A 26,862-nucleotide genomic window follows, 5' to 3' on the forward strand; every position below is an offset into this window, starting at 1 on the left:
CGTCCGCTGCGCGGACCTCTCCTCACCCTCCTCAAGGGGGAGATTGGCCGACATCGTCCGCCGCGTATCTTCTGCGGCATTGGAGATTGGCGAAACCGGCAAAACCGCTGACCTCCCCCTTGAGGGGGAGATGTCCGGCAGGACAGAGGGGGTGTTTGCACGCCAGCGGTCCGTCTTTTCGCGGGGTTGTGTCCGACGACTGCCGAAGCGCTCACCCGCCCTGCTTGGTGGTCGTGCCGAAATCGACCTTCGGCACCTGCAGCTTGTCTTCTTCGACGGTGAAGTTGGCGAATGGCTCGTTGCCGCGGAACCACAAGGTCGCCCAGATCACGGACGGGAAGGTCCTCAGCGTCAGATTATAGTCCCTGACCGCTTGGATGTAGTCGCGACGGGCGACCGCGATGCGGTTCTCGGTGCCTTCGAGCTGCGCCTGCAGCGCCAGGAAATTCTGGTTGGCCTTGAGGTCGGGATAGGCTTCCGACACGGCGATCAGCCGCGACAGCGCGCTGGTCAGCCCGGCCTGGGCATCCTGGAACTTCTTCAGCGCCTCGGGATCCTTCAACGTATCGGGCGTCACCGTGATCTGCGTCGCCTTGGCGCGCGCCTGGACCACGGCGTCGAGCGTGTCCTTCTCATGCGATGCGTAGCCTTTGACCGTCTCGACCAGGTTCGGGATCAAATCGGCGCGGCGCTGGTACTGGTTGAGCACTTCGCTCCAGGCCGCCTTGGCGTTTTCTTCCGCGGTCGGGATGGTGTTGTAGCCGCAGCCGGCAAGCAGCGGCAGCACGAAAATCATCATCAGGAAGGCGGGCAGGCCGCGGAAGGTGGAGGGTGGTGAGAGGCGCTCGGCAATCATGATTGGTCCTCTGGGGAAGTTGCATGCGAAGCATTACCACAATCCGCGCGCAAGAAAATCACCCCGCGATGACACGCCGCCGCTGCGGGCTGATCCCGCGGCAAGCCCCCTGTGAATGGGTCTATGAACAGGCTAAGCTCTCGCTGCGAAAGGGCAATTGCCATGGCGGAGCGCCAGGACGACGAGAGGAATCGCGCCGCATCCTCGAACGCGTGGCGCGTGAGACGGCGCCAGGCGGTACCCCGTTCGTGGTGCGGGCGGCGAAGGATGCGCGCGATCGTATGACGGCGGCGGACGCCTATCGCGCTGACCCGATCGAATATTGGGGAACCCGCGTTGGCCGAACGCTTGGCTTCATCATCGCCATTGGGCTGTTGGTCTGGCTGGTGTATGCCGCCACTCGTGGCGGCTAGAGCAATTCTGGGAAAAGTGTGAAACGGTTTCCGTGAATTGCGTCAAACAAGGAGATAGGGCGGTTCTCCATTTCCCCGAAACGGTAAAACGCTCTGGGATTCAGATTTAATGAACGCAGAAAAAGCCGACGCGCCGCGCGCGGTCATCGTCATCTCAAGCCATGTCGCCCGCGGCTCGGTCGGCAACCGCGCCGCGGTCTTCGCGCTTGAGACTCTGGGCTTCCCGGTCTGGGCGGTGCCAACCGTCATCCTGCCCTGGCATCCGGGCCACAGCCGTGCCACACGCATCGTGCCGCCGCTCGACCAGTTCAAGGCGCTGATGGTCGACCTCGAGCGCGCGCCCTGGCTGGGCGAGGTCCGGGCCGTGTTGTCAGGCTATCTCGGCGAGGCCGGACAAGCCGAGGCGGTCGCCTCGCTCGTCGCTGCCGTCAAGGCGAAGACGCCGGATGCGATTTACATCTGCGACCCGGTGATGGGCGATTCCGGCGGGCTCTACGTGCCGGAAGCGACAGCTGTTGCGTTGCGCGACAGGCTGATGCCGATCGCCGATATCGCCACGCCGAACCGCTACGAGCTCGAATGGATGGCGGGTGCGCCGCTGCCCGACATCAAATCGGTTACGGCGGCAGCCTTGCACGCGGGACCCTCGACCATGCTGGTCACCTCCGCGCCGCCGATGATGAATGGCAGCATCGCCAATTTCCTGCTCGACGGCAGCCAGGCTCTGCTTGCCGAGCACCGCTTGATCGACAAGCCGCCAAACGGGCTTGGCGATCTGACGGCCGCCGTCTATCTGGCGCGCATCCTGTCTGGCCAGCCGCCGGTCAAGGCGCTGCAGTCGACCACCGCCACCGTCTTCGAGATCCTGGCGCGCACGGCAAAGCGCGGCGGCGACGAATTGCAGCTCGAGACCGACGCACAGAGCCTGTCTCATCCGATGGCCATGGTGCAGTTGCGCCATCTTCTCCATCCGGGCGCGACAAGCGCGCGTGAAACTGGCTGGCGTCGACGGCTGCAGGGCCGGCTGGATTGCCGTGCATCGCGAGCCGGCCGCTGCGCCTTTGGTATCGGTCTTCCCGAGCTTCCAGACGCTGCTGGAGGCCTTGCCGGATGCCACCATCGCCGTCGACATGCCGATCGGCTTGCCGGATTTTTCACGAAAAGGCGGACGCGGACCGGAAGCGCTGGTGCGGCCGCTGCTCGGGGCGCGGCAATCGAGCGTCTTCGCCATTCCGTCGCGCGTGGCGCTCTATGCCGACGCCAGCGACTTCACCACCCTTGAGGCCTGGTATGCGGCGCATCGGCGCGCCAGCGAAGTGGCCCTGGCCACGTCCGATCCGCCGCGCGGTGTTTCCATCCAGGCCTTCGGCATTTTTTCGAAGATCCGCGAGATCGACCAGCTTTTGATTGTGCGGCCCGACCTGCGCGGTCGCATCTTCGAATCCCATCCCGAGGTGGCTTTCTATCGCCTGAACGGCGGCACGGCGATGGCGCTGCCGAAGAAGATCAAGGGCGCGGTGAACCCGGCCGGCATGGAGGAGCGCAAGGCCTTGCTCAGCCGGCACGGCTATGAGCGGAGCTTTCTCGACCAGAGACCGCCAAGAGGTGCGGCCAGCGACGATTTTCTCGACGCGGCAGTCATGATGCTGATTGCCGGCCGAATCGTCAGCGGTGCGGCAAGACCGTTTCCGGATCCGCCGCTGACCGACCGGTTTGGCATTCCCGTCGCGATCTGGGCTTGATCGGGTCGTGCCCGCCGCATGGCGATTGCGCCAAGCCATCCGCAATTCGGCATTGCTCGCGATGGGCATTTGCCGTTAGAGCCTTTCTCGTTCGCAACGAGCTGCCGCCTCCAACCTCCGGAAAGGCTCTAGCCACCAATGCCCCATCTTCCCGAGCACCTGCTCAACGGCTATCGCAACTTCATGACCGGTCGTTATCCTTCCGAGAGCGATCGTTACCGTTCGCTGGCGCGAGAAGGCCAGGCGCCCGAGACGATGATCGTCGCCTGCTGCGATTCCCGCTCCGCCCCGGAAGCGATTTTCGATGCTGGCCCTGGCGAGCTCTTCGTGCTGCGCAATGTCGGTAATCTGGTGCCGCCCTATGAGCCCGACGGCGAGTTCCACTCGACCTCTGCCGCGCTCGAATTCGCCGTGCAGAGCCTCAAGGTCAAGAACATCGTGGTGATGGGCCATGGCCGCTGCGGCGGCATCCGCGCAGCGCTCGACCCCAATTCCACACCGCTCTCACCCGGTGACTTCATCGGCAAATGGATGAGCCTGATCGCGCCGGCGGCCGAAACAGTTTCGTCCAGCACCTTCATGACGGCAACGGAACGTCAGACGGCGCTGGAGCGCATTTCGATCCGCTATTCGCTCGCCAATCTGCGGACCTTCCCTTGCGTTTCCATCCTCGAAGGCAAAGGGCGGCTCTCGCTGCATGGCGCCTGGTTCGACATTTCGACCGGCGAGCTCTGGGTGATGAACAAGGAGACCGGCGATTTCGAGCGGCCGCAGCTGTAAGACGGAGGCGTGATGGTTCGGATCGGGCGGAGGTTCCTTCTTGCGGCACTGCTGCTGCTATCCTCGATCATGGGCGTCCGCGCCGATGACGGCGCCATCATCGACCGCTGGTATTCGGCGCTTCTGGTCGCCGACCGCAGCGAACTCGCAGAGCTTTTGGCCGACGATGCGCGCCTGAAGCTCGACGATATCGGCATCATCCAGACCAAGCAGGATTTCATCGCTTCGATCGACGAATGGCAGGGCGCGGTTGCGGGCGCCGCGATCCGTCATCGCATCGAGAAGACCGCGAATGGCGAAACCACGGTGCTCGCCTGCTACGACTTCCCCGGAAACGACACGCTGATGCGGGAAACCTTCATTGTCGCCGGCGGCCGTATCATCGCCAGCACCCAGACAGCGGTCGCGCAGGACTGCAGCGACTACTGGTGTTTGCGTGGTAGAGCAGGTCGCATGGCTTGGCGATTGGCTGAAACGCCCATCGCGATCGTCATCCACGGCCTTACCCCTTGATGCTCTGAGGCGAACCCTGGAGCGACCCTTGTTGCGCGATGTGCGGCATCGCCCTACATCCGGGGTAGCCCGCCTCCAAATCATCCCACCGGAAGAGCCCATGCCATCCTCAAAAACTGTCGACCTCGCCGCCCATCCGCTCACCGTCTGGCAGGGGCCGCTCGGCCTGCCGGATTTCTCGCGCATCGGCGATGGCGATTTCGGCCCGGTCTTCGATGCCGCGCTGAAGGCGCACGAGGCCGAGATCGATGCGATCGCGGCAAACAGCGAAGCGCCGACGATGGAAAACACGCTGGCCGCGCTCGAACTTGCCGGTGAGCCGCTCGACCATGTGTCCTCGATCTTCTGGTGCCGGGCTGGCGCCCACACCAACGACGCGATCCAGGCCATGGAGCGCGAGATTTCGCCAAAGATGTCGCGGCATTTCTCGGCGATTTCGATGAACGAGAAGCTGTTTGTCCGCATTGATGATCTCTATCAGCGCCGCGACAGCCTCCAGCTCGACGCGGAGGCGCTGCGCGTGCTGGAGAAGACCTGGAAAGGCTTTGTCCGCTCCGGCGCCAAGCTCGATGCCGAAGGCAAGAAGCGGCTCGCCACCATCAACGAGGAACTGTCCTCGCTCGGCACCAAATTCGGTCAGAACGTGCTGGCCGACGAGCGCGACTGGGCGCTGTTCCTCGACGAAGCCGATCTTGCCGGCCTGCCGGATTTCCTGAAGAGCGCCATGGCCGAGGCCGCCGAAATGCGTGGACAGAAGGGCCGCTATGCGGTCACCTTGTCGCGCTCGATCTACGAGCCGTTCTCGACGTTTTCCGAGCGTCGCGACCTGCGCGAAGTCGCGTTCAACGCCTTCATCATGCGCGGCCAGAATGGCGGTGCTTCCGACAACACCGATGTCGTGCGCGACATGCTCAAGCTGCGCGCCGAGAAGGCGAAGCTGCTCGGCTACGGCTCCTTCGCCGCGCTCAAGCTCGACGACACGATGGCGAAGACGCCGGAGGCCGTGCACGATCTGCTCGACCCGGTCTGGGAAAAGGCGCTGGAAAAGGCCGCCGCAGACCAGAAGCAGCTGGAGCGGCTGGCGGCGGAAGCCGGCAGCAACGAGAAATTCGCGGCCTGGGACTGGCGCTTCTACCAGGAGAAGCTGCGCGCTGAGAAATTCGCCTTCGACGAGGCGGAATTGAAGCCATATTTGCAGTTGGAGCGCGTCATAGAGGCCTGTTTCGACGTCGCCACGAAGCTATTCGGCATCACATTCGAGGAGAAGAAAGGCATTGCCGCCTGGCACCCGGACGCCCGCATCTTCGTGGTGAAGAACGCCGACGGCAGCGAGCGTGGTCTGTTCCTGGCCGACTATTTCGCGCGGCCGTCCAAGCGCTCCGGCGCCTGGATGAGCGCGCTCAAATCCGGTTACACGCTTGGCGACGGCGCCAAGCCGGTCATCTACAACATCATGAATTTCGCCAAGCCGCCGGCCGGCGAGGCCGCACTGCTGTCGGTCGACGAGGCCAAGACGCTGTTCCACGAATTCGGCCATGCGCTGCACGGCATGCTGACCGACGTCACCTGGCCGTCGGTTTCGGGCACATCGGTCAGCCGCGATTTCGTCGAGCTGCCGTCACAGCTTTACGAGCATTGGCTGACAGTGCCGGCGGTGCTGGAAAAGCATGCGCTGCATGTCAAGACCGGCAAGCCGATGCCGAAGGCGTTGCTCGACAAGATGCTAGCGGCGCGCACCTTCGGTGCCGGCTTCGCCACGGTCGAGTTCACCGCGTCGGCGCTGATCGACATGGCCTATCATGCACGTTCCGATGCACCGGAAAAGCCGCTTCGTTACGAGGCCGAAACGCTCGAGAAGCTGCATATGCCCGACACCATCGCCATGCGTCACCGCACCCCGCATTTCGGCCATGTCTTTGCCGGCGACGGCTATTCGGCCGGCTACTATTCCTACATGTGGTCGGAAGTGCTCGACGCCGACGCCTTCTCGGCCTTCGAGGAGACCGGAGACCCCTTCAACCCGGCGTTGGCCGAGCGGCTGCGCAAGAACATCTATGCCGCCGGCGGTTCGAAAGATCCGGAAGAGCTCTACACGGCGTTCCGCGGCAAGATGCCTTCGCCGGAGGCCATGATGGTGAAGCGCGGGCTGGTGTAGCACGATTAATCTCCCCCTTGAGGGGAGATGGCCGCAAAGCGGCCAGAGGGGTCGGTCCGACCGGACTCGCCCCCGTTTTTGGGGCGAAGGAGGTTAGCGCTCTACGCGAGGCGACCCCCCTCTGTCGCCTTCGGCGACATCTCCCCCTCGAGGGGGAGATTATCAGTGCCAAGGATCCGCAACCCGAGGCCACACCGGCCGCTTCAGCTTCCTGTAATCCGTCACCGCCGGATTGCTCGGATAGGAACTCGGCGCCGCGACGTAGATGATCTCGGCGGCGATCGGTTCGAAGCCGGCGTAGAAATGGTTGGTCGACTTGATCAGCAGGATGTCCTTGCTCATCGGATCGATGCCGATGTTGGAGAAGATGTCCGGCTCGAAGGTCTGGGTGCGGTTGGTGTTCAGGATAACATCGACCTCGGTGCCCTCGATGCGCACCACCGCCGATGGGCCAAGCGTCACCCGGCTTGGGCCAAAGCTTTGCCAGGCTTCATTGGTCGTCCTCAGCACCGTGACGCGCGCATCGATCGGCTCGCCGGCCTGCGGCCCGGCCTTGCCGCCGAAGCGCAGGTCGATGACAGCGCCTTCGCCGGCGGCGAGGCAGAAGGTCACCGCGATGGGGTCCCAGATCGTCGCCACGCCGACCTTGTCGATGCCGCGCTGAAGCAGTTCGCGCAGCACGATGGTGCCGTCGCCCGGCACGCCGCCGCCGGGATTGTCCCAGATGTCGGCGATGACCACCGGTTTGTCCTTGCGTTCCGCCCGCACGGCAAGCGCACGCTCGATGCCGGCGGAGGTGGAGAGCATCGTCATCGCCGTCTTTTCGCGCAAGGCATAGAGCTCACGCCCGAGCGTCTCGGCCAGCGCGTCGCCTTTGGCCTTGTCGTTGTCGGTGACGACCAGGATGCGCGTGCCCATCTCCGGCACGTCGGCGGCCATGAAGCCGTGGATGACCGAGATCGACAGCACGCCATCCTTGCCGTGCAGCGCCTTGATCCTGTCGACGAAGGAGCGCATCGGCTCGCGGCTGGTCGGCAGCACCTGGATCATGCGGCAGTCGAAGGTCGAGATCACCGGTCTGATGTCACCGCGCGCCGCAGCCAGCCCGAGCTCGACCACGTGCTCGCCACGTTCGTAGAAATCGGTGTGCGGGAATTCGAGGAAATAGGCCATGATGTTTGAGGCGGCGACGCGCTTCGGCGTCAGGTGGCTGTGCGGATCGAACTCGGAGGCGATCACCACGTCAGGCCCGACGATATGGCGCACCCGTTCCAGCAGATCGCCCTCGCAGTCGTCATAGCCTTGCGCCACCATGGCGCCATGCAGACCGAGGATGACGGCATCGACCGGCAGCGCGGCCTTGAGCTGGTCGAGGATCTCGTCGCGCAGCGCCTCGAAGGTCTGCCGCTGCACCAGGCCGCCTGGCTCGGCCCAGGTGGCGGTGCCTTCGATGACGGTGAGCCCTTCGGCGGCGGCGCGCCGGCGCAGTGCCACGATCGGCGAAGAGCACAGCGTCGGCGTTTCGGGATGCTTGCCCGGCCCGGCATAGAAGGCCATCTCGAACGAGGCCCGGTCGGTCGGCACCGGCGAGAAGGTGTTGGTTTCGGTCGCCAGTGAGGCGGTGAAGATGCGCATGCACAGTTTTCCTGGAATTGCTATTTGACCGCCCCGAGCGCCAGCCCGCGCACGAGATAGCGCTGCAGCCAGATGAACAGGATCGCCACCGGTAATGTCGCGAGCAGCGTCGCCGCCATGACATGGTGCCATTCGATCGTGTAGCGGCCGGCGACCAGCGAGAAGACCTGGATCGGCAGCGTGTAGCTCTCCTGGCTGCGCAGCATGGTGAGCGCCACGACGAATTCGTTCCAGGCGTTGATGAAGGTGAAGATGGCGGTGACGGCGATCGCCGGCAGGCAGAGCGGCAGGAACACTTTGCGCAGCGTCAGCCAGCGTCCGGCGCCTTCCATCCAGGCGGCCTCCTCGAGATCGCGCGGGATGGTGTCGAAATAGCTCTGCAGCATCCAGACGGTGAAGGCGACATTGAAGGCCATGTAGATGAAGCCGAGCGCGGTCGTCGATTCGACCAGCCCCCAGGCGGCCATCAGCCTGAACAGGCCAAGCACCAGCACGATCGGCGAGATCATCTGCGAGATCAGCAGGAACTGGCGGAAGGCGCCGTAGCCGGCGAAGCGAAAGCGCGACATGGCGTAGGCCGCCGGCACCGAGATCAGGATGGCGCCGATGGTCGCCAGCGTCGAGACATAGAGCGAGTTGAGCAGCGCGCGTCCGAAGCCGGTCGCCACCCACATGTCGGCAAAATTCGACCAGCGGAATTCGCTCGGCCACCAGGTGGGGGTCAGCACCTCGGTGCGCGGCTTGACCGCGGTGAGGAACATCACCGCGAAGGGAAAGATCGTTACCACAATCAGGGGGCCGAGCAGCAGCCAGGCGATGATGGTGCGTTTGAGTTTCGGAGTCATGCCCGCTGCTCCCGCATGGCGAGGCGCACATAGATCATGGTGAAGACAAGCAGGATGGCGAACATCACCAGCGACACTGCGGACGCCTCGCCGAGTTTGCCGATGCGGAAGGCGAGCTTGTAGAGGTGCGTCACCAATATGTCGGTGGAGTTGGCCGGCCCGCCCTGCGTCATCACCCAGATGATCGGGAAGGAGTTGAAGACGTAGATGGTGTTGAGCACGATCGCGATGTTGATGAAGGGCTTCAACAGCGGAAAGGTGATCTCGCGGAACTGCTGGAACGGTGTCGCGCCCTCGAGCGCCGCCGCCTCGTAAAGATCGTCGGGGATCGACGACAGGCCGCCGAGGAAGATCGTGGTGGTGAATGGCACCGTCACCAAGATGCCGATCAGCACCTGCATCGGAAAGGCGGTCTCGGCGCGCGCCAGCCACTGGATGTTCTCGTGGATCAGGCCGAGCCCGATCAGCGCCGAATTCAGCATGCCGCTTTCGCCGTTGAGCGCCCAGCGCCAGGCCACCGCCGTCATGGTCAGCGATACCGCCCAGGGCAGCATGATGATGACGCGGGCAATCCCGCGGCCATAGAAATCCATGTTGAGGATCATCGCCACCGGCATCGACAAGAGCAGCGCGCCGCCGACCACGAGCACTGTCCACAGCCCCGTGCGCCAGAGCGCGGCGACAAAATCCGGATCGGCGAACAACTCGGTGAAATTGGCGAAGCCGGTGAAGTCGCGCAACTGGCCGAAGCGGCTGACGTCATGCGTCGAGATCTGCACCAGGTCCCAGACCGGCCAGAAGATCACCACCGCGGCGAGCAGCAGGCTGGGCAGCGTCAGCAGATAGGGCAGGAAACGATTTTGCATCGGCTGTTTTGTACCGCGTTGCGGGTGGAGATTGGATTGCGCTGGCTTAACAGATTGACTCAATCCCGCCTCGTGGAAGAAGGCTCTTTCCTCTCCCCGTCGATCGGGGAAGAGGTGTCGAGCGAAGCTCGACGGAGTGGGGGTCGACCCTTTAGCGCAGGCGAGGCGATGCTTACGCCTGGTGCCCTTCGTATGTCCGCGAGGCGGTTGCGAGGTGGTTCCCCCACTCCGTCTCGGCTTCGCCGAGCCACCTCTCCCCTCCGGAGGAGAGGAAAGGAGCCTAGCTGGAATGGCGCCGGCATCGACGGTTAGAACCCGGAAAGGTGTGGCGCGCTCCGACGGGGTGGAGCGCGCCACGGGCGCAGGGAGATACGCCCTTATTTCTTCTTGAGTACCGCGTTGGCCTTGTCGGCGGCGTCCTTCAGGCCTGCCTCGGGGTCGCCGCCGAGGTAGATCTTCTGCATGGCATCCGACGTGATCTGGGCGACTTCTTCCCAGCCGGGGATGACCGGCGCGAAGCGGGCGTCAGGCAGAAGTGCCGTGAAGGCGGCGAGATCGGCGTTGTTGACGTAATAATCCATCTTGGCCTCCTCCTTGTTCACCGGCAGGAAGCCTTCGCCCTGGGTGAACTTGGCGCGCTGCTCCTTGCTGAACAGGAAGTCGAGCAGCTTCCAGGCCTCGTCCTTGTTCTTGGAGTTCTTGAACATGATGATGGAGTCGGTGACGCCATAAGTGCCGCGCGCTCCGGTCGGGCCGGCGGGAATCGCGGCGACGCCGTATTTCAGCTTCGGCGCTTCTTCCTTGATCTGGTTGGAAAGGAAGGGCGCGGTGATCATCATGCCGACCTTGCCCTGCTTGAACAGGTTCTGCACGTCCTCGCGGTTGTTGGAAGTGACGCCCGGTTCCGTCAGGCCTTCGTCGATCATCGACTTGTAGAGCTTGGCCGCTTCGAGCGCGCCCGGCGTGCTCAGGCCCGATGTGCCATCCTTGTTGAGGATCTCGGTGCCCTGCGACCACATCGCATAGTAGTAATAGACGTCGGTCTCGATCTCCTTGCCTTGCAAGCCGAAGCCGAAGGCGCCGACCGCCTTGATCTTGCGCGCGTCTTCCTGCAGCTCGGTCCAGGTCGCCGGCGGCTTGGCGATGCCGGCTTTCTCGAACAGCTCCTTGTTGTAGTACATGGCGCGCGCTGAGGCTGCGATCGGCAGGCCGTAAGTCTTGCCGTCCATGATCGAAGGTTGCAGGAAGGTGTCGATGAAGCGGTCCTTGAATTCGGGCTTGATGTAGCTGTCGAGCGGCTCGGCGACATCCTGCTGCACGAAATCGATCAGCCAGCGCGTGCCGATGATCGACAGGTCCGCATTGGTGCCGGCGCTGATGTCGGTGGTCAGCTTCTGCAAGAGCACATCCCACGGCACCACTTCATATTTGATGGTGATGCCCGGGTTGGCGGCCTCGAATTCCTTCTTCACCGCCTCGAAATAGGGGCCGGTCTTGGCGCTGTATTCGGCGACGGTGACACGCACCTCGCCGGCGTCGGCGGGCACTGCCAACGCCAGCATGCTCATTCCGGCCAAAAGGCCGACAGTCCATTTCGCAAGGCTCATCTGATGTCTCCCATTGATGCACGTTGGCGCCTGACTCTTATGAGCTCAGGATTTATGTGACTTTCCTACATTATCCATCATTTGAGGCCATGCAAGCGGTTTATCGTGTTGCTTATTTACATTTGGTTGGCTAGCGTTATCCAGACAAAATGAAGGGGTGGAGGAGCGCGCATCGTGGTTTCGAGAGCCGAGTTCGAGGGCAGGACCGTTGTCGTCACGGGCGCGGGCGGCGGCCTTGGTTCGGCGATCGTGGCGCTCATGGCCGAGCGCGGCGCGCGCATCGTCGGCTGCGACCAGTCGGCGGAAGCGCTGGCCAGCCCGCATTTCGCCTCGCGCCATGTCTTCAACCTGCTCGACCGCGCCTCGATCGAGGCGGCGATCCCTGCTTTGCTAGACAAGGACGGTGTCCCCGACATCCTGATCAACAATGCCGGCTGGACGCGCACCGAGACCTTGAAAGCGCTGACGGCGGACAAGATCGAACAGGAGCTCGACCTCAACCTGACCGGCGTCATGACTTTCGCCGACCCGGTGATCAAGGCGATGGCGGCGCGAGGCTCCGGCAGCATCGTCTTCATCTCCTCGGTCAATGCGATTTCGCATTTCGGCAACCCGGCCTATGCCGCCGCCAAGGCCGGCATCAACGCCTACGCCAAGTCGGTCGCCGTCGAGCTCGGCCGCAGCGGCTTGCGCGCCAATGTCGTGTGCCCGGGCTCGATCCGCACCGCCGCCTGGGACCATCGCCTGGCCAAGGATCCGGAAATCCTCGCTCGCCTGAAGCGGCTCTATCCGCTCGGCCGCATCGTCAACGCCTTGGAAGTGGCCGAAGCCGTGGCTTTCCTTGCCTCCGACCGCGCATCCGGCATAACTGGCGCGGTGGTGCCGGTGGACGCCGGGCTGACAGCCGGCTACCTGCCTTTCATCGACGACATTTTGGGGGCGTGACCATGACCGATGTCCAGTTTCGCAACCTGTCGAAATCCTTCGGCCAGCATAAAATCCTCGAGGACATCAACCTCGACATCAAAAGCGGCGAGTTCGTCGTGCTGGTCGGGCCGTCCGGCTGCGGCAAGTCCACGCTGCTGCGCATGCTGGCGGGGCTGGAGACGATCACGTCGGGCGATCTGCTGATCGGCGGGGTACGCGCCAACGAGTTGCCGCCGCAGCAGCGCAACATCGCTATGGTGTTCCAGTCCTATGCGCTGTTTCCGCACCTCAAGGCATCCGAGAATATCGGCTTCGGCCCGAAGATCCGCGGCGAGAACCGCGCGGCGATCGACGACAAGGTCAGGAAGGCGTCCGGGGTGCTCAACCTGTTTTCCTATCTCGACCGCTACCCGAGGCAATTGTCGGGCGGCCAGCGCCAGCGCGTCGCCATGGGCCGCGCCATCGTGCGCGAGCCTTCGGTGTTCCTGTTCGACGAGCCGCTGTCCAATCTCGATGCGCAATTGCGCGTGCAGATGCGCACCGAGATCAAGGCGCTGCACCAGCGGCTGAAATCGACCATCGTCTATGTCACCCACGACCAGATCGAAGCGATGACCATGGCCGACCGCATCGTGGTGATGGATCGCGGCCGCATCCAGCAGGTCGGGGCGCCGCTGGAGCTTTACGACAAGCCGGCCAACAAGTTCGTCGCCGGTTTCCTCGGCTCGCCGTCGATGAGCTTTGTCTCCGGGGCCCTCAGGTCGGCGTCGGACAAGAGCTGGTTCGAGTCGGCCGGCGGCGGGCGCCTTGCGCTTGCCGGCAAGGCTGCGCCGGCAGACAATGCGGTCGAGGCCGGCATCCGGCCCGAGCACTTTGTCATTGGTGAAGCTGCCGACGCCATGGCGCTCAAGGTGGATGTCGTCGAGCCGACCGGTTCCGAAACCCATGTCTATGGCGCCATCGGCGCTGATACGGTACGCGCCGTGTTCCGCGACCGGGTGCCGGTCAGGCCAGGCGACCTGCTGCCGGTCTCGGTCGACCCCCGCAACATCCATCTGTTCGACAAGGCGACGGGCCTGCCGTTATAACGCCCACCCCAGTGAGGCAATGGCATGATGACGAAAACACGGGCATGAAGACGCCGGCCGACATCATCACGCGGCTGCAGCTGATGTCGCAGGACGGCACCAAATCGGATCGCCGGCTGGCCAGCCTCGTTCTGTCCGATCTCGATTTCGCCTCCAAGGCGGCGATCTCGGAGATTGCCGCGCGCGTTGGCGTCAGCGAGCCGACGGTGACCCGCTTCTGCCGCAACCTCGGCTGCGAGGGTTTGCGCGACTTCAAATTCTATCTGGCGCAGGCGATCGCCATTGGCGGCCAGTATCTGTCGCCGGAGCCGCTCAGCCGCGATGCGCGCGAGCAGCGCATCGCTTCGGCCATCACCGAGGCGGCGATCGCCGCCATCAAGCGCGCCAGCGAGAACCTTGACATGAGCATGCTGCTGAGCGTCGCCGCCCGCATCGCCAGCTCCGGCAATATCCTGTGCATCGGCTCCGGCGGCATTTCGTCGATGCTGGCGACCGAGATGCAGAACCGGCTGTTCCGGCTCGGCCTCTCAGCGCTTGCCCAGACCGACGGCCAGCTGCAGCGCATGTATGCAGCGGTCGCGACGCCGGAGACGACGCTGGTCGCCTTTTCGGTCTCGGGCTATGCGCGCTCGGTCATCGAGGCCGTCGAGGTCGCGCAGCAATATGGCGCCGCCACCGTCGCCATCACCGCGCCGGACTCGGCGCTGGCCAAGGCCGCCGACACGGTGATCCTGCTGCAGCCTTTCGAGGACGGTAACATCTACAAGCCGACTTCGTCGCGCTACGCGCTTTGGCCATCCTCGACATGATTGCCACCACGGTGGCGGAATCGCGCGGGCCGAAGGTCCTGGAGAATCTGCGGCGCATCAAGCAGAGCGTCAACACGCTGAAGGTGGATGATCCGAGGCTGCCGCTAGGGGATTAAGAGCCGGCGCCCGAACCGCCGATCTCCCCCTCGTGGGGAGATGTCCGACAGGACAGAGAGGGGCGCTGTCCCGCCGACGTCTCAAATTCGGGTTACTCGAAGAATGCCTTGAAGCGTCCCACCAACGTCGCCGGCTCACCCAATATCCGCAATGTCTTCAGCCGCGACGTGCCGCCGGCGACAACCGAAACCGACGAAGCCGGCACGGCAAGCGTCTTGGCCAGCAGCCGTTCCAACGCCGCGTTGGCGGCGCCGTTCTCGGGCACTGCGCGAACACGGGCTTTGAGATGGCTGCGCCCATCGTCGGTCGCCTCCAGGCCGTCGATCCTATCGAGCGCCGCTTTCGGGGTCAGGCGCACGAAGAGATCGATGCCGTCCTCGCGCAAGCGAAACGGCTGGCTCATCGATCCGCCGGGCTCAGACGACCCAGGAAATCACCGTGGTGAGCAGGAACTGGCGGATGAAGAAGATGATCAGCAGCAGGATGATCGGCGAGATGTCGATGCCGCCGAGATCCGGCATGAAACGGCGGATCGGCTTGAGCGCCGGCTCGGTCAGCCGGAACAGCATGTTGCCGACAGTGCCGACGAACTGGTTGCGCGAGTTGACGACATTGAAGGCATAGAGCCAGGAAAAGATCGCCGAGGCGATGATGATCCACCAATAGAGGTCAAGCGCCATGACGATGGTCTGAATAAGGGCGATCATGCCGGTCTCCAAATTGTCGCCGACATGTAGCCATTGCTTGCGAAACCGGCAAGGCCCGGCTTTCCGGCAACCGCCAACATGGCGGGGTCGTTTCGTCTTGACAGGAAACCGCTGCCTTCGATAAATGCGCCATCCGCTGGACGGGGCTGTAGCTCAGCTGGGAGAGCGCGTCGTTCGCAATGACGAGGTCAGGAGTTCGATCCTCCTCAGCTCCACCAGCGGAATTCCCAGGCCGATTTTTGTCAAACGGTGAAAAACCGAAGAGTTTTGATGCCGGCGTGAGCTTCGGCATTGCCCGCGCTTGATGGCCGCCTGCGCCATTTCGCCTTGGTGAGGACGCTGGCTGTTGTGTCGGCTTACAGCCTATAAGAGCAGAAATGATCACGATTTCCCGCTTTGCGGCGCTCATCCTGTTTGCGGCGATCACCATCGCCACGCTTTCGCCGATCGACCTGCGGCCGCATTTCGCGGATCCGAATGTGGAACGCGCGCTGGCCTATGTCGTGTTCGGCGTGGCGCTTGCCCTTGGTTTCCCAGATCGCCTCATGCAAACCCTGGTTGCGGCCGCGCTTGTCGCGGGTGTCCTGGAGCTGTTGCAGATCGTCGATCCGGGCCGGCACGCCCGTTTCAGCGACGCCGTGCTGAAGGCGCTCGCCGGTTTCATCGGCATCGCCATCGGCCACGCCATCATTGCGGCGAGCCGCAAACGGATCGGCGGGTAGCTGTTACGCCACCCGGAAATAGCTCGTCATGCCGGTCTTCTGGTGTTCGATGATGTGGCAATGGAGCAGCCAGTCGCCGGGATTGTCGGCGACTAAGCCGAGCTGCACCTTCTCGTCGGGCTGGATGAGATAGGTGTCGGAGACGAACGGCTGGACCGCGCGCTTCGAGGACGACAGCACCTTGAAACTCATGCCGTGCAGATGGATCGGGTGCGAATGCGGCGTCAGGTTCTCCATGTCGATGACATAGCTCTGGCCAAGCTTCAATTCGGCAAGCGGCGCGGTCGGGTCGGGCGTGTCGCCCGGCCACGGCACCTTGTTGATCGCCCAGAAACTATAGCCGAGCGAGCCGCAGATGCCGTCGGCAGGGACATTCTCGGCCGTGGCGCTGAGCGCCAACGCAATGCGCCTGGCGCTGCCGAGATCTACTTCCGCCACAGGGTTCGGCTCCAGCGGCGCGAGGTCGCGAATATCGCGCTTGAGCGAGCTTCCGACCGCGCGCAGCGTCGCCAGGATCTTCGGCTTGGTTCCCCGCACATCGCGCAGGCTGACAACAGCGCCTTCCTGGTCCGGCATGCGGATGGCGAGGTCGAGGCGCTGTCCAGGTCCGAGCAGCAGGGCGTCGGGCGCAAAACGTTGCGGCACCGGATTGCCGTCGAGCGCGATGACCGCCGCTTCGGCGCCGTCGACGCGGAAGGCGTAGATGCGGGTGACGTCGGTGATGGCGGCGCGCAACCGCACTAGGCCGCCGGCCGGCGCGTCGAATTGCGGCTCGCCCTGCCAGTTGGCGGTGCGCACCGTGCCGAAGGTGCCGGTTTTCGCCGCATCGCGCGGCCGGAACTGCTCGATGAACTGGCCGTCGTCGCCAAGCCGCCAGTCGCGCAGGTTGATCGCCATTTCGGCATCGAAGGCCGGATCGTCCGGGTTCTCCACCACGATCACGCCGGTCAGCCCGTGGCCCATCTGGATCAGCGTGTTGCAATGCGGGTGATACCAGAAGGTGCCGGCGTCGGGCGGGGTGAAGGCGTAGTCGAAATGATCGCCCTGGTAGACATAGGGCTGCACCAGGAACGGTACGCCGTCCATTTTATTGGGAACGCGGATGCCGTGCCAGTGGATGGTCGTCGGATCGTCGATGCCGTTGATCAATTGCGCGGCAAACGGCACGCCCTTGCGCATCCGGATCGCCGGCGGCATGCCGGCTTGGCCATAGGTCAGCACGTTCTTCGTTGCAGCGCCGTCCATGAGTTGCGCCTCGATGCTGGCGGTCTTGAGCAGCAGCGGATCGGGCTTTGGCGCGGCAAAACCAGTCAACCTGCCGACGGTCGCGGCGCCGATGCCGGCGAGGCCGGCGGCTTTGGTTGTTTTGAGAAGAGCGCGGCGCGTCAGCATGGTCATTTGGCTTCGGGCGAGAGGGTTCGTGGCGTAATCCAGGGTAAAACCATAGCCCGCAAGCACCTATTGCCAATCGTGGCATAACAAAAGGAGCGACCGGGTGTCAGTCCCGCAAGTTGAAATAAAGCGGCGCAGTCACGCGCGTCCCGGCTTTCTCGGGCGGTGGTGCGGGCACCGTCGCGCCCTGCAGGGCACCAAGGGCCGCCCGGTCGAGATCCGCGTCTCCCGAGGATCGCGCCAGCCGTACGGAACCTACCGAACCGGAAGCATCGACCACGAAGGTTACGTTGGCGGTGCCTTCCGCGCGCCTCGGTCTTGCCGCGTTCGGGTAACGCGTGTGCCGCTCGATCCATGCCGCCAGGCTGGAATTCCACCTGGAACTGTCGCCGGCTCTGGATGCCCCGGTCGACTTCGGCGCGGCCGCCTTGGCTTGCGCCAAGGCATCGATGCTTGCGGTCATCGATGCCTTGGGAGCAGGGCCTTTTCCTTTTTCGGCCGCTGCTTCGGCTTTTCGACCGGCTTCTTCTTCGCCTCGACCGGCTTTTCGACTTTCGCCTCCCCGACCGGCCTTGGCTCGGGCAGCGGGACGACGACGTCGGGCGAGATCGCTTCGACGGGATCGGGCACAACTTCGTCCAGCGGTTGCTGCTCGCTCAGCGTCAATGTCTGTTCTGTCGGCTCGGCCTGCTCGGCCGTGTCGGGGTCGACCGGCGGATCCGTGACCGGCTCGGCCTCGTCGGCGACAGGATCGGGCGGCGGGTCGGCCACCGGTTTCGGATCGACAGGCGTTTCCTCGGCAGCGTTGGGCGGGTTGGGGCTGATCGCATCCAGCATGGCCGGGTCTTCCGGCACCGGGGGCGCGCTGACAAGCGGCGCCATGTCGACCGTCAACGCCGGTGGCGACCCGCCGTCGGTCATGTCGGTGAAGCTCAGATTCTGCACCGCATAGGCGACCGCCACATGCGCGGCCAGAATGATCGCCGCAGCGCTTGCCCACAATCCGGCTTCGCGCATGCCGAAGCGGGATTGAGAGGACAGGGCGGCGATCGTTTGAGTCATGGGGCCGGGCTTCCGCTCGCAGCCGGCGCCGAGACGCTGGCGGGCGTAGGCGTCACATCGCCCGATGCCGTCTCCAGCCCGACCAGCGCCACCTTCAGGTAGCCGGCGTGGCGCAGCAGGTTCATCACCTCCATCAGGTCGCCATAGCCGACCGTCTTGTCGGCGCGCAGGAAGATGCGCGTCTGCTTGTCGCCCTTGGTGTGGCTGTCAAGCGCCGCGGCAAAGGCGGGACGCGGCACGCTGTCATTGCCGATCGCCAGCGTCAGGTCGCTTTTCAGCGTCAGGAACAGCGGTGTCTTGGGCCGTGGCGCCGGCGTTGCCGTCGATCCCGGCAGGTCGACATTGACATCGGCGGTCGCCAGCGGCGCCGCGACCATGAAGATGATCAGCAGCACCAGGATCACGTCGATGAACGGCGTGACATTGATGTCGTGGGTTTCCTCGAGATCGTCGCCGGCCGTTTCGCGTATCCGCGTTGCCATCGCCGTCTACTCCGCCGCGGGCGCCGCTGCCGGCGGCACGGCGCGGAAGTCGAGATCGCGGCTGACTAGGCGCTCGACGCCGGCCGAGGCATCGGCGAGGACCTGCTTGTAGCCGGCTATCGAGCGCGCGAAGACGTTGTAGATGACCACGGCGGGGATGGCCGCCACCAGGCCCATGGCGGTGGCAAGCAGCGCCTCGGCGATGCCCGGCGCCACCACCGCCAGATTGGTGGTTTGCGCTTGCGAGATGCCGATGAAGGCGTTCATGATGCCCCAGACGGTGCCGAACAGGCCGACGAAGGGCGCCGTCGAGCCGATTGTGGCGAGCAGGCCGGTTCCGCGCGACATGCGCCGCGCCGCCGCCGCCTCGATGCGGGAAAGTCTCGAAGCGACGCGCTCCTTCAGGCCGTCGCCGGAAGCATGGTCGAGCGCGCCGGCTGAAAGCGCGCGCTCTTCCTCGGCCGCCCGCACCAGAAGCGCGCCCGGACCGCCGCCGTGGCCGAGCGCACGGCCGGCCTGCATCAACGTCGCGGCGTCGCCGATCGCGTTGGCGGCACGGCGGGCTCTGAGCTTGCCGCCGAAGATCTCCGGCGACTTGGCGAGCCAGATCGTCCAGGTGACCAGCGATGCGAAGGCGAGGCCGACCATCACCGCCTTCACGACGATGTCGGCGGCCATGAACATGCCCCATGGCGACAGATCGTGCGGCAGCGTCAGCGAAATGGCGGAAGGGTCTTCGTTCGCAGCCGCGTCCGGAGCCGGCCGGGTTCCCGACGCCGCTGCGCCGGCGGGTGCCTCAACCACAGGTGTGGCCGGTGTCTGGGTCGCGGGCGCTGCCGGTGGTTGAACGCGCGGTTGCGTGGCAGGGGCCGGCGGCTGCTCCTGCGCCACGGCGATACCGGCCGAAAGAATGAGAGATGCGGCCAGCGCCGCGAAAAGACCGATCCGGGACAAGGCTCGTCCTCGCTTCATCATTGCACGTAACCGATGGGCTGGCCGGTGACGGGGTGGTTCAGCACGCCCATCTCGATGCCGAAAATCTCCTTGAGCACGTCGCCCTGCATGATCTCGGCGGGCGTGCCGCGCCTGAGCAGCCGGCCCTCCTTCAGCGCGATCAGCTCGTCGCAGTAGCGCGCCGCCATGTTGGGGTCGTGCAGCACCACGACGACGCACAGGTCGCGCTTGCGGCTGAGCTCCTTGACCAGCGCCAGCACCTCGACCTGATGGGCGATGTCGAGGGCGGAGATCGGCTCGTCGAGCAGCATGACGCCGGCATTCTGGGCCACCAGCATGGCGAGCCAGGCGCGCTGCCGCTCGCCGCCGGAGAGCTCGTCCACCAGCCGGTCGGCGAAACCGGTCATGTCGGTGAGCACCAGGGCCTCTTCGACATGCTTGCCTGTCCCGCGGCCCGAAGCGGCCGAGGGCGCCATGCCAGGGATATCGGCCGAGCGACGCCAGCTCGCGCACGGTCAGCCCGGTTGCCGCCGGCGTCGTCTGCGGCAGATAGGCCAGCGCCCGCGCCAGCTCGTACGCGCCCCAGCCCGCCAGCGGGCGTTCGGCGAAGCGGATGTCGCCGGAGCTTGCCGGCTGCTGCCGCGCCAGGAGCTTGACCAGCGTCGACTTGCCGGAGCCGTTATGGCCGATCAGCCCATAGACGCGCGAGCGCTGCAACTCGAGCGAGAGCGGCCCGAGCAATGTGCGCTCGCCGACGGCAAAACTCACGGCGTCGACTTGAAAGGCTTTCTCGGCGTCCATTGCGACCAATATCATCTCCAAGGCAGCTGCCTTCAGGCTTGAGCACGAGCGGATGCCGGTTGACTATGAAACATGACTTTACTAGTCAACTCTAAAGGTGACTTTTTAAATCAACAAAATTTCGCGATGTGCGCGAGGCATGTCGAAATCACGATTGTTCTGGGCGCGACGAGATGCCAGATGGTTCTGCCGGTGGACGGCGGCGCGCCTCCCAGGCCACCATGGTGGAGAGCACAAGCAGCAAGAACAGGGGCAAGCCACCGATGATCAAGGCGATACCGTTCGACTTCCCCTATGATGGCAAGCTGGTGCCTAGGCACACGGCGCTGTTGGCCATCGACCTGCAGGAGGATTTCCTGTCGCCGGACGGCTATTTCGCCAGGAAGGGCTACGATCCCTCGCCGCTGCGCGCCATCCTGCCGACCGTGAACCGGCTGATGGGCGCGGCGCGTGCGGCGGGCGTCACCATCGTCCACACCAGGCAGTGCTACCGCGCCGACATGGCCGACATGACGCCTTACGAGACATGGCGCCGCAAGCGCGCGGGCCTGGACGGCACCGATGTCCTGCTGCGCTCCGGCCCCGGCTTCCAGATCGTCGCCGATATCGAGGTAAGGCCCGAAGACGTCGTCATCGACAAGACCTGCAACAGCGCCTTCACCTATACCGATCTCGAGCTGGTGCTGCGCGCGCGGGACATCACGCATCTCCTGTTCACCGGCTGCACGACCGATGTGTGCGTGCACACCACGCTGCGCGAGGCCTGCGACCGCAATTTCCAATGCCTGACGATTTCCGACGCCTGCGCCAGCGGCGACCAATATGCCCATGACGCCGCCCTGCATATGGTGACGGTCGAGGACGGCGTGTTCGGCGCGCTGGCGGAATCGCAAGCCGTCCTCTCCGCGTTATCGCGGCTCACCAGCTAGTCAGGCGATTCAGGTCCCGGGACGCGCTTCCGGCGGCAAACCGGCGGCAAATGTCGCGGGCTGCGGAAGCTCAGCCTCACGCCGCGCCAGCGAGTTCGAGACCAGTGTGATCGTCTCGTGTCCGATGCGGGTGATCTCGTTCGGGCGGTCGATGCCGCCGACCATGAATTCCTCGATGCCCAGTGCTGCATAAGGCAACAGCGCCAGGGCGATCCGCGCCGGCGGTCCGGCGATCTCGACCGCTTTGTGATCGGCGACGCCTGTCCAGCCCTCCGGGCGAATTCGCACGGGGAGCGCGAACCGAAGCTTGCCGGCGCGGCCATGCTCGGCGGCGGCGCTGCGCGCGCGCTCGATCAGCCGGCGGGTCTCTTCGGGCGTGCCTGGGGCGAGTTCGAAGATGTCGGCATGCCGTCCAGCGACTTTCAGCGCCGTGCCGGACTGGCCGCCAAGGCGGATGGCGAGGTCGGCGCCGTGCGGACCCTTGCGCGGCACGAACCCGCCCTTGACGCTGTAGAAGGCGCCTTCGTGGTCGAAAGGCCTGTCGTTCGACCACAAGCGTTTGAGCAGCACCAGATATTCGTCGATGCGCTGCCAGACCACGCTGTGGCCGATCGGCCGCGCCTCAGCGTCGCTGTCTTCCAGCGGCTCGCTCAGCATGCGAAGCGACAAGCGGCCGCCGCCGCTGCGATCGAGAGCCGCCAGCTGCCTTGCCGCCACAGTCGGCTCGATCACGCCGGCCCAATGCGTCAGCACCACTTCGAGCGAGCCGGTGCGGTCGAGCGTCTGGGCGGCGATATCCATATTGGTGAGCAGTCCCGCCGGATCGTCGACGACCAGCTTGCGGAAACCGGCGTCCTCGATCAGCGACAATTTCGTCGCGGTCTCGGCGAAATCGTAGAAAAAGCTGCCCTCGGCAGACTTTCCGGGAACATGCGTGAACTCGATCGGCATTGCCATCGCCTCCATCACGTTGGTCACCCCGCTTCGAAAACCCTCGAATGAAAATGCATGTGCAGACATGCGACTGCGCGCCGGCACGCGGCCGGTCTTCAGTTCCGATTACTCAACTCAGACTGCTATTGGTGCGGAGCCCTTCAGCTCCGATGGGTCAGGGAATGAGACCCAGAACCACCGCGCCGGTGAACACAAACGCGAGCGCGAAGACGAGATAGGCGAAGGTGCCGCCATAGGCGGGCCTCCAGCTTTGGTCGGCGGTCAGCCTCTGGCCCTTGCGCTGAGCGTTCTGGATGTAGGTCATGGTCGAGCCTCCGTCACGCCCATTAATCTATAAAATTAGTAGACTTTGTCGATTGCTATTTTCCGCCGATTTTTGGAACAACGTTCTCGTATTTCGGGCGATTATGGTTTTCCGTACCCCGATCGGCGCCAAGAATCCGGCCCTTCGTCTGCTGGCCGTCAGGCGCAAAATGGCTGAAATCGGCCGATCGCGGTGGTTCCAGGCCCAACATCCGGGCGTTCGAGCGGCCTTGGCCATCCCACGTGCGAAAGATCCAGTTTCGTCAACGGCGCGCATCTCTTCGTCGATAACGGCTTTACCGCGATGTGAGGCTTTCCAAGCTCCAGGTTCTTCGTCCCAGGGACAGCTTGGCGCCCTTCCTCTACCCCGTCGATCGGGCAGGGCAATCGCTTATGAGGTTTTACGAAGAGGACCCCCACCCTAACCCTCCCCACAAGGGGGAGGGAACGCTGCCGCACGCCACCCTTTTTGGCGTCGAACCTAGGCGATTTGCGGAGATCGGCGCCTACCAAGTCTCCCTCCCCTTGTGGGGAGGGATTAAGGGTGGGGGTCCTCTTCGTAAAAACTCATATGCGATTGCCCTGGGTCAATCGGGGAGAAGAAAGGACACCAAGTCCTCTACCGCTCCTCGCGTCGGAACGGCTTCAGCAGCGCTGATGGCGCGATAGCGTTGCGCGACATGATCGCCATGGCGACGATGGTGAAGATGAAGGGCAGCATCAGGAACGCTTCGTAGGGGATATGCCCGAGACCGCTCGCCTGCATCCGGAGCTGCAGCGCATCGACGAAGGCGAAGAGCAGTGCCGCCCCTGCCGAGCGCCACGGGTCCCAGCGGCCGAACACGACCAGCGCGATCGCCACCCAGCCGCGCCCCGACACCACGCCGAAGGTGAAGGCGTTGAACTGCGCCATCGTGAGAAACGCGCCGGCCAGCCCCATCAGCGCGCCGCCGAGGATCAGCGCCTGGAAGCGCGTGGCAATGACGCTGACGCCGGCGGAATCGGCGGCGCGTGGGTTCTCGCCGACCATGCGCACCGACAGCCCCCAAGGCGTGCGGTAGAGGACGAAGGCGGCAAGCGGGACGGCAATGATGGCCATGTAAACCAGCGCGAACTGGTTGAATACCGCCGGCCCCAGCACCGGAATGTCTGAAAGAACCGGGATCGGCACGGTCTCGAATCCCTTGATGCTCGGCGGCACCGATTGCTGGCCGTAGATCAGCCGGTAGAGGAAATAGGCCAGCCCCGACGAGAACAACGTCACGCCAATGCCGCAGACATGCTGGCTCAAGCCCAGCACCACCGTGAACAGCGCGTGCAGCGCGCCCATCAGCACGCCGGTCAGCACCGCCACCAGCACGCCGAACCACAGGCTGCCGCTCAGGCTGGCGGCGGTGAAGCCGGCCATGGCGCAGAGCAGCATGATGCCTTCGATGCCCAGATTGAGCACGCCGGCGCGCTCGGAAAACATTTCACCGAGGGTAGCGAAGGCCAAAGGCGTGGCGATGCGGATGATGGCGGCGAGGAAGCCGACCTGGAAAATCTGCTCGAACACCGCGCTCATGATGACGTCCCCACGCGGCGGATGCGGTAGGCGGTGAAGAGCAGCGCCACCAGCATGGCGAGCAGCGCGGTCCCCTGGATGACGTCGCTGAGGAAGGCCGGCACGCCGGTCGCGCGCGACATCGCCTCGGCGCCGGTCATGACGGCAGCCAGGAAGATCGCCGCCGGCACCACGCCGAACGGATTGAGCCGGGCCAGCATCGCAACGACGATGCCGGAATAGCCATAGCCCGGCGAGATGTCGCTCATCACCTGGAAGTGCACGCCGCCTACTTCGCCGACGCCGGCAAGTCCGGCCAGAGCGCCGGAGAGCAGCGCGGTCGACAGCAGCACGCGCTGCACGTTGATGCCGCCATAGCGCGCGGCTTCCGGGTTCTCACCGGTGACGCGGATGCGGAAACCGAGCGTGGTGCGAGATATCAGGAACCAGCAAACAGGCGCGGCGATCAGCGCCACGATGACCCCGAGATGCAGCCTGGTGCCTTCGATCAGCACCGGGAAATTGGCCGAATCCTCGATCGGCGGCGAGATCGGATAACCGCTGAAGGAGTCCTTCCACGGTCCTTCGATCAGCGCCATCAGCGCGTAATAGATGACCGAGTTCAAGAGCAGCGAGCTCACCACATCGTCGACCTTGAATTTGACGCGCAGCGTCGCCGGCACCAGGGCGACGAGAGCGCCGGCGGCGGCACCGGCGACTGCCATCAAAAGCATGGCGAGATAGCCCGGCATCGGGATGGCGCCGACAAAGCAGCTTGCCACCGCGCCGGCCAGCAACTGGCCTTCGGCGCCGATGTTCCAGAATTTCGCGCGGAAGGCGACCGCCACGGCCAGGCCGGTAAAGATCATGGGTGCGGCGCGCACCAGCGTTTCGGTGATGGCGTAGCTGTCGCCGAGCGAGGCCGACAGCATCACGCCATAGGCATCGACAACGCCGGCGCCGGCGATCGCGATCAGGCCGCTGCACAACACCAGGGTCGCGGCGATGGCGATGAGCGGCAGCGCGAGATTGAACCAGGCGGGCTTGGAGCTGCGGGCTTCGAGCCGGAACATCAGGCAGCCTCCTCGGCATGCCCGGTCCCGGTCATCATCAGGCCGAGCCTGACGACGGTCGCGTCCGCGCTGTCCAGCGTGCCGGCGATGCGGCCTTCATACATCACCGCGATGCGGTCGCAGAGCACCAGCAATTCCTCGAGGTCCTCGCCGATGACGATGATGCCGCAACCCTTGGCGCGCATATCGAGGAACTTTTCGTGGATGAAGCGGGCAGCGCCGATGTCGAGGCCACGCGTCGGTTGCGAGACGATGAGGACCTTCGGATCGAAGGCGAGCTCGCGCGCCAGCAGCGCCTTTTGCAGGTTGCCGCCGGATAAAGCGCCGGCGCGTACCATCGGGCCGGGGCAGCGGATGTCGTAAGCCTTAATCTGTGCCTCGGCAAAGGCGCGGATCGCGGCGGGATTGAGCAGCCCCTTGCGGCTGAAGGCTTCGGTGCCGATGCGTGGCAGCACCATGGAATCGGCAAGCGGCAGATTGGTCACCAGCCCGGTCGTCATACGGTCTTCCGGGATGCGGCCGAGACCGAGCGCCTGCAGTTCGCGCGGCGCGAATTGCGTTACCGTTTTGCCGGCTATCGTCATGGTGCCCGCCTTTGGCGCCAGCATGCCGGAGATCACATCGGCGAGCGCTCGCTGGCCGTTGCCGGAAACACCGGCAATGCCGAGGATCTCGCCGGAGCGGACGAACAGCGAGACGTCGCGCAATGGCGTGCCGGCATGGCTGGAGGTGGATATGCCGTCAAGCGTCAGCACGGCCACGCCGATGGTCGAGGCTCCCCTGGTCGGCGGCACGATTTCGTGACCACACATCAGCTCCGCCATTGCAGCCGATGTCGTGTTGGCCGGATCGTCGACGCGGCCGGCGACCTTGCCGAGGCGCAGCACCACGCAGCGATGCGTCAGCGCCCGAACCTCGTTCAGCTTATGCGAGATGAAGATGATGCCGAGCCCCTGGGCCGCCATGGAGCGCAGGGCGGCGAACAGACCGTCGACCTCGCTCGGCGCCAGCACCGCGGTCGGCTCGTCGAGGATCAGAAGCTTGGCGCCGCGAAACAGCGCCTTAATGATTTCGAGACGCTGCTGCTCTCCCACCGACAGTGCCGAAACCGGCAGGTTCGGATCCAGGCTTAAACCATGCTGGCGGCCGATCTCCTGCAGCCGCGCCAGTCCGCCGGCGCGATCGATACGGCCGGATTTCCCCGGAATGCCGATCAGCAGGTTTTCCAGAACCGTAAGGCGCGGCGCCAGATGGAAATGCTGGTGCACCATGCCGATGCCGGCGGCCAAAGCGTCGGCGGAACTGTGGATGGCGACAGGCCTGCCCTCGACCAGGATTTCGCCGGCGTCCGGCGCATAAGCGCCGAACAGCACATTCATCAGCGTCGTCTTACCGGCGCCGTTCTCGCCGAGAAGGCCGAGGATTTCGCCGGGCGCGACGCTGAGATCGACAGCCTCGTTCGCCTTGACGGCGCCGAAGATCTTGGTGATGCCGCGCATTTCGATGAGTGGGGCGGGCGTCACCAAGGGATACTCCTGATAGCAATTGGCCTTGCGATCTAGCTTTGTTTGACAGGGGTGGCGCGAG

At 64.5% G+C, this 26,862-nt stretch carries 27 protein-coding genes, 1 tRNA gene and 3 pseudogenes; 13 read left to right on the forward strand and 18 right to left on the reverse strand.

The genetic code is table 11. From position 1 onward, the window contains the following. Positions 1-211 precede the first annotated feature (211 nt). A complete protein-coding gene (locus ACVDG8_RS21140; protein ID WP_447256432.1) occupies positions 212-856 on the reverse strand; it encodes a LemA family protein in 645 nt (214 codons plus the stop codon). A 68-nt stretch (positions 857-924) separates the two neighbouring features. Here ACVDG8_RS21140 and ACVDG8_RS21145 point away from each other — a divergent pair, with 68 nt between their 5' ends. The 6 genes and pseudogenes from ACVDG8_RS21145 to ACVDG8_RS21170 all read left to right on the forward strand — a co-directional run bounded on the left by ACVDG8_RS21145 (position 925) and on the right by ACVDG8_RS21170 (position 6,459). After that, entirely contained in the window at positions 925-1,269 is a 345-nt protein-coding gene (locus tag ACVDG8_RS21145; RefSeq protein ID WP_455707200.1) for a hypothetical protein, read from the forward strand. A gap of 109 nt (positions 1,270-1,378) precedes the next feature. Then, a pseudogene (gene pdxY, locus ACVDG8_RS21150) lies at positions 1,379-2,262 on the forward strand (pyridoxal kinase PdxY). Beyond that, positions 2,259-3,011, forward strand: coding sequence for a DUF429 domain-containing protein (locus ACVDG8_RS21155; RefSeq protein WP_447256435.1), 753 nt, complete (start codon positions 2,259-2,261; stop codon positions 3,009-3,011). Before pdxY ends, ACVDG8_RS21155 begins: the two are co-directional and overlap by 4 nt. Before the next feature lie 138 nt (positions 3,012-3,149). After that, positions 3,150-3,791, forward strand: coding sequence for a carbonic anhydrase (locus tag ACVDG8_RS21160; protein ID WP_447256436.1), 642 nt, complete (start codon positions 3,150-3,152; stop codon positions 3,789-3,791). Positions 3,792-3,803: 12 nt separating this feature from the next. Then, positions 3,804-4,304 carry a nuclear transport factor 2 family protein gene (locus ACVDG8_RS21165; protein WP_447256437.1) on the forward strand — a complete coding sequence of 167 codons (501 nt, stop codon included), beginning with the start codon at positions 3,804-3,806 and terminating at the stop codon, positions 4,302-4,304. Between the two features lie 100 nt (positions 4,305-4,404). Then, positions 4,405-6,459, forward strand: coding sequence for a M3 family metallopeptidase (locus ACVDG8_RS21170; RefSeq protein WP_447256438.1), 2,055 nt, complete (start codon positions 4,405-4,407; stop codon positions 6,457-6,459). A gap of 162 nt (positions 6,460-6,621) precedes the next feature. Here ACVDG8_RS21170 and ACVDG8_RS21175 read toward each other — a convergent pair whose 3' ends face one another. The 4 genes from ACVDG8_RS21175 to ACVDG8_RS21190 all read right to left on the reverse strand — a co-directional run bounded on the left by ACVDG8_RS21175 (position 6,622) and on the right by ACVDG8_RS21190 (position 11,412). Further along, the gene (locus ACVDG8_RS21175; protein ID WP_447256439.1) at positions 6,622-8,094 is read right to left on the reverse strand and encodes a M81 family metallopeptidase; all 1,473 of its coding nucleotides are present in this window, start codon (positions 8,092-8,094) and stop codon (positions 6,622-6,624) included. Positions 8,095-8,114: 20 nt separating this feature from the next. Further along, positions 8,115-8,939 (reverse strand): carbohydrate ABC transporter permease, encoded by an 825-nt coding sequence (locus tag ACVDG8_RS21180; RefSeq protein ID WP_447256440.1) that lies wholly within the window; start codon positions 8,937-8,939, stop codon positions 8,115-8,117. Continuing rightward, positions 8,936-9,805, reverse strand: coding sequence for a carbohydrate ABC transporter permease (locus tag ACVDG8_RS21185; protein ID WP_447256441.1), 870 nt, complete (start codon positions 9,803-9,805; stop codon positions 8,936-8,938). The genes ACVDG8_RS21180 and ACVDG8_RS21185 overlap by 4 nt, the downstream gene beginning before the upstream one ends. A 377-nt stretch (positions 9,806-10,182) precedes the next feature. Further along, positions 10,183-11,412: an ABC transporter substrate-binding protein gene (locus ACVDG8_RS21190; RefSeq protein WP_447256442.1), complete on the reverse strand. Its 1,230-nt coding sequence runs from the start codon at positions 11,410-11,412 to the stop codon at positions 10,183-10,185. Between the two features lie 174 nt (positions 11,413-11,586). Here ACVDG8_RS21190 and ACVDG8_RS21195 point away from each other — a divergent pair, with 174 nt between their 5' ends. The 3 genes and pseudogenes from ACVDG8_RS21195 (at position 11,587) to ACVDG8_RS21205 (ending at position 14,352) form a co-directional block, all read left to right on the forward strand. After that, entirely contained in the window at positions 11,587-12,357 is a 771-nt protein-coding gene (locus tag ACVDG8_RS21195; protein WP_447256443.1) for an SDR family NAD(P)-dependent oxidoreductase, read from the forward strand. Between the two features lie 2 nt (positions 12,358-12,359). Next, complete coding sequence (locus ACVDG8_RS21200; protein ID WP_447256444.1) at positions 12,360-13,427, forward strand: ABC transporter ATP-binding protein; 1,068 nt, start codon at positions 12,360-12,362, stop codon at positions 13,425-13,427. 44 nt (positions 13,428-13,471) lie between these two features. Beyond that, positions 13,472-14,352, forward strand: a pseudogene (locus tag ACVDG8_RS21205) (MurR/RpiR family transcriptional regulator). Positions 14,353-14,444: 92 nt separating this feature from the next. Here ACVDG8_RS21205 and ACVDG8_RS21210 read toward each other — a convergent pair. Together ACVDG8_RS21210 and ACVDG8_RS21215 are read right to left on the reverse strand one after the other, a co-directional pair. Beyond that, the gene (locus tag ACVDG8_RS21210) at positions 14,445-14,756 is read right to left on the reverse strand and encodes a DUF167 family protein (protein ID WP_447256446.1); all 312 of its coding nucleotides are present in this window, start codon (positions 14,754-14,756) and stop codon (positions 14,445-14,447) included. Positions 14,757-14,769: 13 nt separating this feature from the next. Then, positions 14,770-15,060: a YggT family protein gene (locus ACVDG8_RS21215; protein WP_447256447.1), complete on the reverse strand. Its 291-nt coding sequence runs from the start codon at positions 15,058-15,060 to the stop codon at positions 14,770-14,772. A 142-nt stretch (positions 15,061-15,202) separates the two neighbouring features. Here ACVDG8_RS21215 and ACVDG8_RS21220 point away from each other — a divergent pair. Next, positions 15,203-15,278 (forward strand) — tRNA-Ala (locus ACVDG8_RS21220). A 159-nt stretch (positions 15,279-15,437) separates the two neighbouring features. Continuing rightward, positions 15,438-15,782, forward strand: coding sequence for a VanZ family protein (locus ACVDG8_RS21225; protein WP_455707201.1), 345 nt, complete (start codon positions 15,438-15,440; stop codon positions 15,780-15,782). 3 nt (positions 15,783-15,785) lie between these two features. Here the strand turns inward: ACVDG8_RS21225 and ACVDG8_RS21230 are convergent, their stop codons facing one another. From ACVDG8_RS21230 to ACVDG8_RS21255, 6 genes and pseudogenes are all read right to left on the reverse strand, one after another. Further along, on the reverse strand, positions 15,786-17,180 hold the full coding sequence (locus tag ACVDG8_RS21230; RefSeq protein ID WP_447256449.1) for a multicopper oxidase family protein: 1,395 nt from the start codon (positions 17,178-17,180) through the stop codon (positions 15,786-15,788). Between the two features lie 100 nt (positions 17,181-17,280). Continuing rightward, a complete protein-coding gene (locus ACVDG8_RS21235) occupies positions 17,281-17,637 on the reverse strand; it encodes an energy transducer TonB family protein (protein WP_455707202.1) in 357 nt (118 codons plus the stop codon). Continuing rightward, a complete protein-coding gene (locus ACVDG8_RS21240) occupies positions 17,634-18,236 on the reverse strand; it encodes a hypothetical protein (protein ID WP_455707203.1) in 603 nt (200 codons plus the stop codon). Before ACVDG8_RS21240 ends, ACVDG8_RS21235 begins: the two co-directional genes overlap by 4 nt. After that, complete coding sequence (gene exbD, locus ACVDG8_RS21245) at positions 18,233-18,718, reverse strand: TonB system transport protein ExbD (RefSeq protein ID WP_447256451.1); 486 nt, start codon at positions 18,716-18,718, stop codon at positions 18,233-18,235. The genes ACVDG8_RS21240 and exbD overlap by 4 nt, the downstream gene beginning before the upstream one ends. 6 nt (positions 18,719-18,724) lie before the next feature. After that, complete coding sequence (gene exbB / locus ACVDG8_RS21250; protein WP_447256452.1) at positions 18,725-19,672, reverse strand: tonB-system energizer ExbB; 948 nt, start codon at positions 19,670-19,672, stop codon at positions 18,725-18,727. A 17-nt stretch (positions 19,673-19,689) separates the two neighbouring features. Then, positions 19,690-20,413: pseudogene (locus tag ACVDG8_RS21255) on the reverse strand (ATP-binding cassette domain-containing protein). On the opposite strand from ACVDG8_RS21255, the gene ACVDG8_RS21260 reads away from it, so the two are divergent. Beyond that, positions 20,354-20,515, forward strand: a complete 162-nt coding sequence (locus tag ACVDG8_RS21260; protein WP_447257454.1) for a hypothetical protein — start codon at positions 20,354-20,356, stop codon at positions 20,513-20,515. The pseudogene ACVDG8_RS21255 and the gene ACVDG8_RS21260 overlap by 60 nt on opposite strands. A gap of 221 nt (positions 20,516-20,736) precedes the next feature. Continuing rightward, a complete protein-coding gene (locus tag ACVDG8_RS21265; RefSeq protein WP_447257403.1) occupies positions 20,737-21,402 on the forward strand; it encodes a cysteine hydrolase family protein in 666 nt (221 codons plus the stop codon). Between the two features lie 9 nt (positions 21,403-21,411). Here the strand turns inward: ACVDG8_RS21265 and ACVDG8_RS21270 are convergent, their stop codons facing one another. The 5 genes from ACVDG8_RS21270 to ACVDG8_RS21290 all read right to left on the reverse strand — a co-directional run bounded on the left by ACVDG8_RS21270 (position 21,412) and on the right by ACVDG8_RS21290 (position 26,774). Next, positions 21,412-22,353 (reverse strand): LLM class flavin-dependent oxidoreductase, encoded by a 942-nt coding sequence (locus ACVDG8_RS21270; RefSeq protein ID WP_447257404.1) that lies wholly within the window; start codon positions 22,351-22,353, stop codon positions 21,412-21,414. Positions 22,354-22,510: 157 nt separating this feature from the next. Next, a complete protein-coding gene (locus tag ACVDG8_RS21275; RefSeq protein ID WP_371011633.1) occupies positions 22,511-22,660 on the reverse strand; it encodes a hypothetical protein in 150 nt (49 codons plus the stop codon). A gap of 618 nt (positions 22,661-23,278) precedes the next feature. Then, on the reverse strand, positions 23,279-24,223 hold the full coding sequence (locus ACVDG8_RS21280) for an ABC transporter permease (protein ID WP_447256453.1): 945 nt from the start codon (positions 24,221-24,223) through the stop codon (positions 23,279-23,281). Beyond that, a complete protein-coding gene (locus ACVDG8_RS21285; protein WP_447256454.1) occupies positions 24,220-25,275 on the reverse strand; it encodes an ABC transporter permease in 1,056 nt (351 codons plus the stop codon). The genes ACVDG8_RS21280 and ACVDG8_RS21285 overlap by 4 nt, the downstream gene beginning before the upstream one ends. Further along, positions 25,275-26,774 (reverse strand): ABC transporter ATP-binding protein, encoded by a 1,500-nt coding sequence (locus ACVDG8_RS21290; RefSeq protein WP_447257405.1) that lies wholly within the window; start codon positions 26,772-26,774, stop codon positions 25,275-25,277. The genes ACVDG8_RS21285 and ACVDG8_RS21290 overlap by 1 nt, the downstream gene beginning before the upstream one ends. Positions 26,775-26,862: the final 88 nt, after the last annotated feature.

The sequence above is a fragment of the Mesorhizobium sp. ORM8.1 genome (assembly GCF_053005525.2).

Bases quoted from the DNA above. Each gene is read 5' to 3' on its own strand.
- exbD (WP_447256451.1), bottom strand. From the start codon at position 18,718: ATGGCAACGCGGATACGCGAAACGGCCGGCGACGATCTCGAGGAAACC.
- ACVDG8_RS21285 (WP_447256454.1), bottom strand. From the start codon at position 25,275: ATGTTCCGGCTCGAAGCCCGCAGCTCCAAGCCCGCCTGGTTCAATCTC.
- ACVDG8_RS21275 (WP_371011633.1), bottom strand. From the start codon at position 22,660: ATGACCTACATCCAGAACGCTCAGCGCAAGGGCCAGAGGCTGACCGCC.
- ACVDG8_RS21260 (WP_447257454.1), top strand. From the start codon at position 20,354: ATGGCCGATCAGCCCATAGACGCGCGAGCGCTGCAACTCGAGCGAGAG.
- ACVDG8_RS21170 (WP_447256438.1), top strand. From the start codon at position 4,405: ATGCCATCCTCAAAAACTGTCGACCTCGCCGCCCATCCGCTCACCGTC.
- ACVDG8_RS21175 (WP_447256439.1), bottom strand. From the start codon at position 8,094: ATGCGCATCTTCACCGCCTCACTGGCGACCGAAACCAACACCTTCTCG.
- ACVDG8_RS21270 (WP_447257404.1), bottom strand. From the start codon at position 22,353: ATGCCGATCGAGTTCACGCATGTTCCCGGAAAGTCTGCCGAGGGCAGC.
- ACVDG8_RS21280 (WP_447256453.1), bottom strand. From the start codon at position 24,223: ATGAGCGCGGTGTTCGAGCAGATTTTCCAGGTCGGCTTCCTCGCCGCC.
- ACVDG8_RS21235 (WP_455707202.1), bottom strand. From the start codon at position 17,637: ATGACCGCAAGCATCGATGCCTTGGCGCAAGCCAAGGCGGCCGCGCCG.
- ACVDG8_RS21230 (WP_447256449.1), bottom strand. From the start codon at position 17,180: ATGACCATGCTGACGCGCCGCGCTCTTCTCAAAACAACCAAAGCCGCC.
- ACVDG8_RS21165 (WP_447256437.1), top strand. From the start codon at position 3,804: ATGGTTCGGATCGGGCGGAGGTTCCTTCTTGCGGCACTGCTGCTGCTA.
- ACVDG8_RS21210 (WP_447256446.1), bottom strand. From the start codon at position 14,756: ATGAGCCAGCCGTTTCGCTTGCGCGAGGACGGCATCGATCTCTTCGTG.
- ACVDG8_RS21265 (WP_447257403.1), top strand. From the start codon at position 20,737: ATGATCAAGGCGATACCGTTCGACTTCCCCTATGATGGCAAGCTGGTG.
- ACVDG8_RS21215 (WP_447256447.1), bottom strand. From the start codon at position 15,060: ATGATCGCCCTTATTCAGACCATCGTCATGGCGCTTGACCTCTATTGG.
- ACVDG8_RS21160 (WP_447256436.1), top strand. From the start codon at position 3,150: ATGCCCCATCTTCCCGAGCACCTGCTCAACGGCTATCGCAACTTCATG.
- ACVDG8_RS21180 (WP_447256440.1), bottom strand. From the start codon at position 8,939: ATGACTCCGAAACTCAAACGCACCATCATCGCCTGGCTGCTGCTCGGC.
- ACVDG8_RS21140 (WP_447256432.1), bottom strand. From the start codon at position 856: ATGATTGCCGAGCGCCTCTCACCACCCTCCACCTTCCGCGGCCTGCCC.
- ACVDG8_RS21185 (WP_447256441.1), bottom strand. From the start codon at position 9,805: ATGCAAAATCGTTTCCTGCCCTATCTGCTGACGCTGCCCAGCCTGCTG.
- ACVDG8_RS21225 (WP_455707201.1), top strand. From the start codon at position 15,438: ATGATCACGATTTCCCGCTTTGCGGCGCTCATCCTGTTTGCGGCGATC.
- ACVDG8_RS21190 (WP_447256442.1), bottom strand. From the start codon at position 11,412: ATGAGCCTTGCGAAATGGACTGTCGGCCTTTTGGCCGGAATGAGCATG.
- ACVDG8_RS21240 (WP_455707203.1), bottom strand. From the start codon at position 18,236: ATGACTCAAACGATCGCCGCCCTGTCCTCTCAATCCCGCTTCGGCATG.
- ACVDG8_RS21145 (WP_455707200.1), top strand. From the start codon at position 925: ATGACACGCCGCCGCTGCGGGCTGATCCCGCGGCAAGCCCCCTGTGAA.
- ACVDG8_RS21290 (WP_447257405.1), bottom strand. From the start codon at position 26,774: ATGCGCGGCATCACCAAGATCTTCGGCGCCGTCAAGGCGAACGAGGCT.
- ACVDG8_RS21200 (WP_447256444.1), top strand. From the start codon at position 12,360: ATGACCGATGTCCAGTTTCGCAACCTGTCGAAATCCTTCGGCCAGCAT.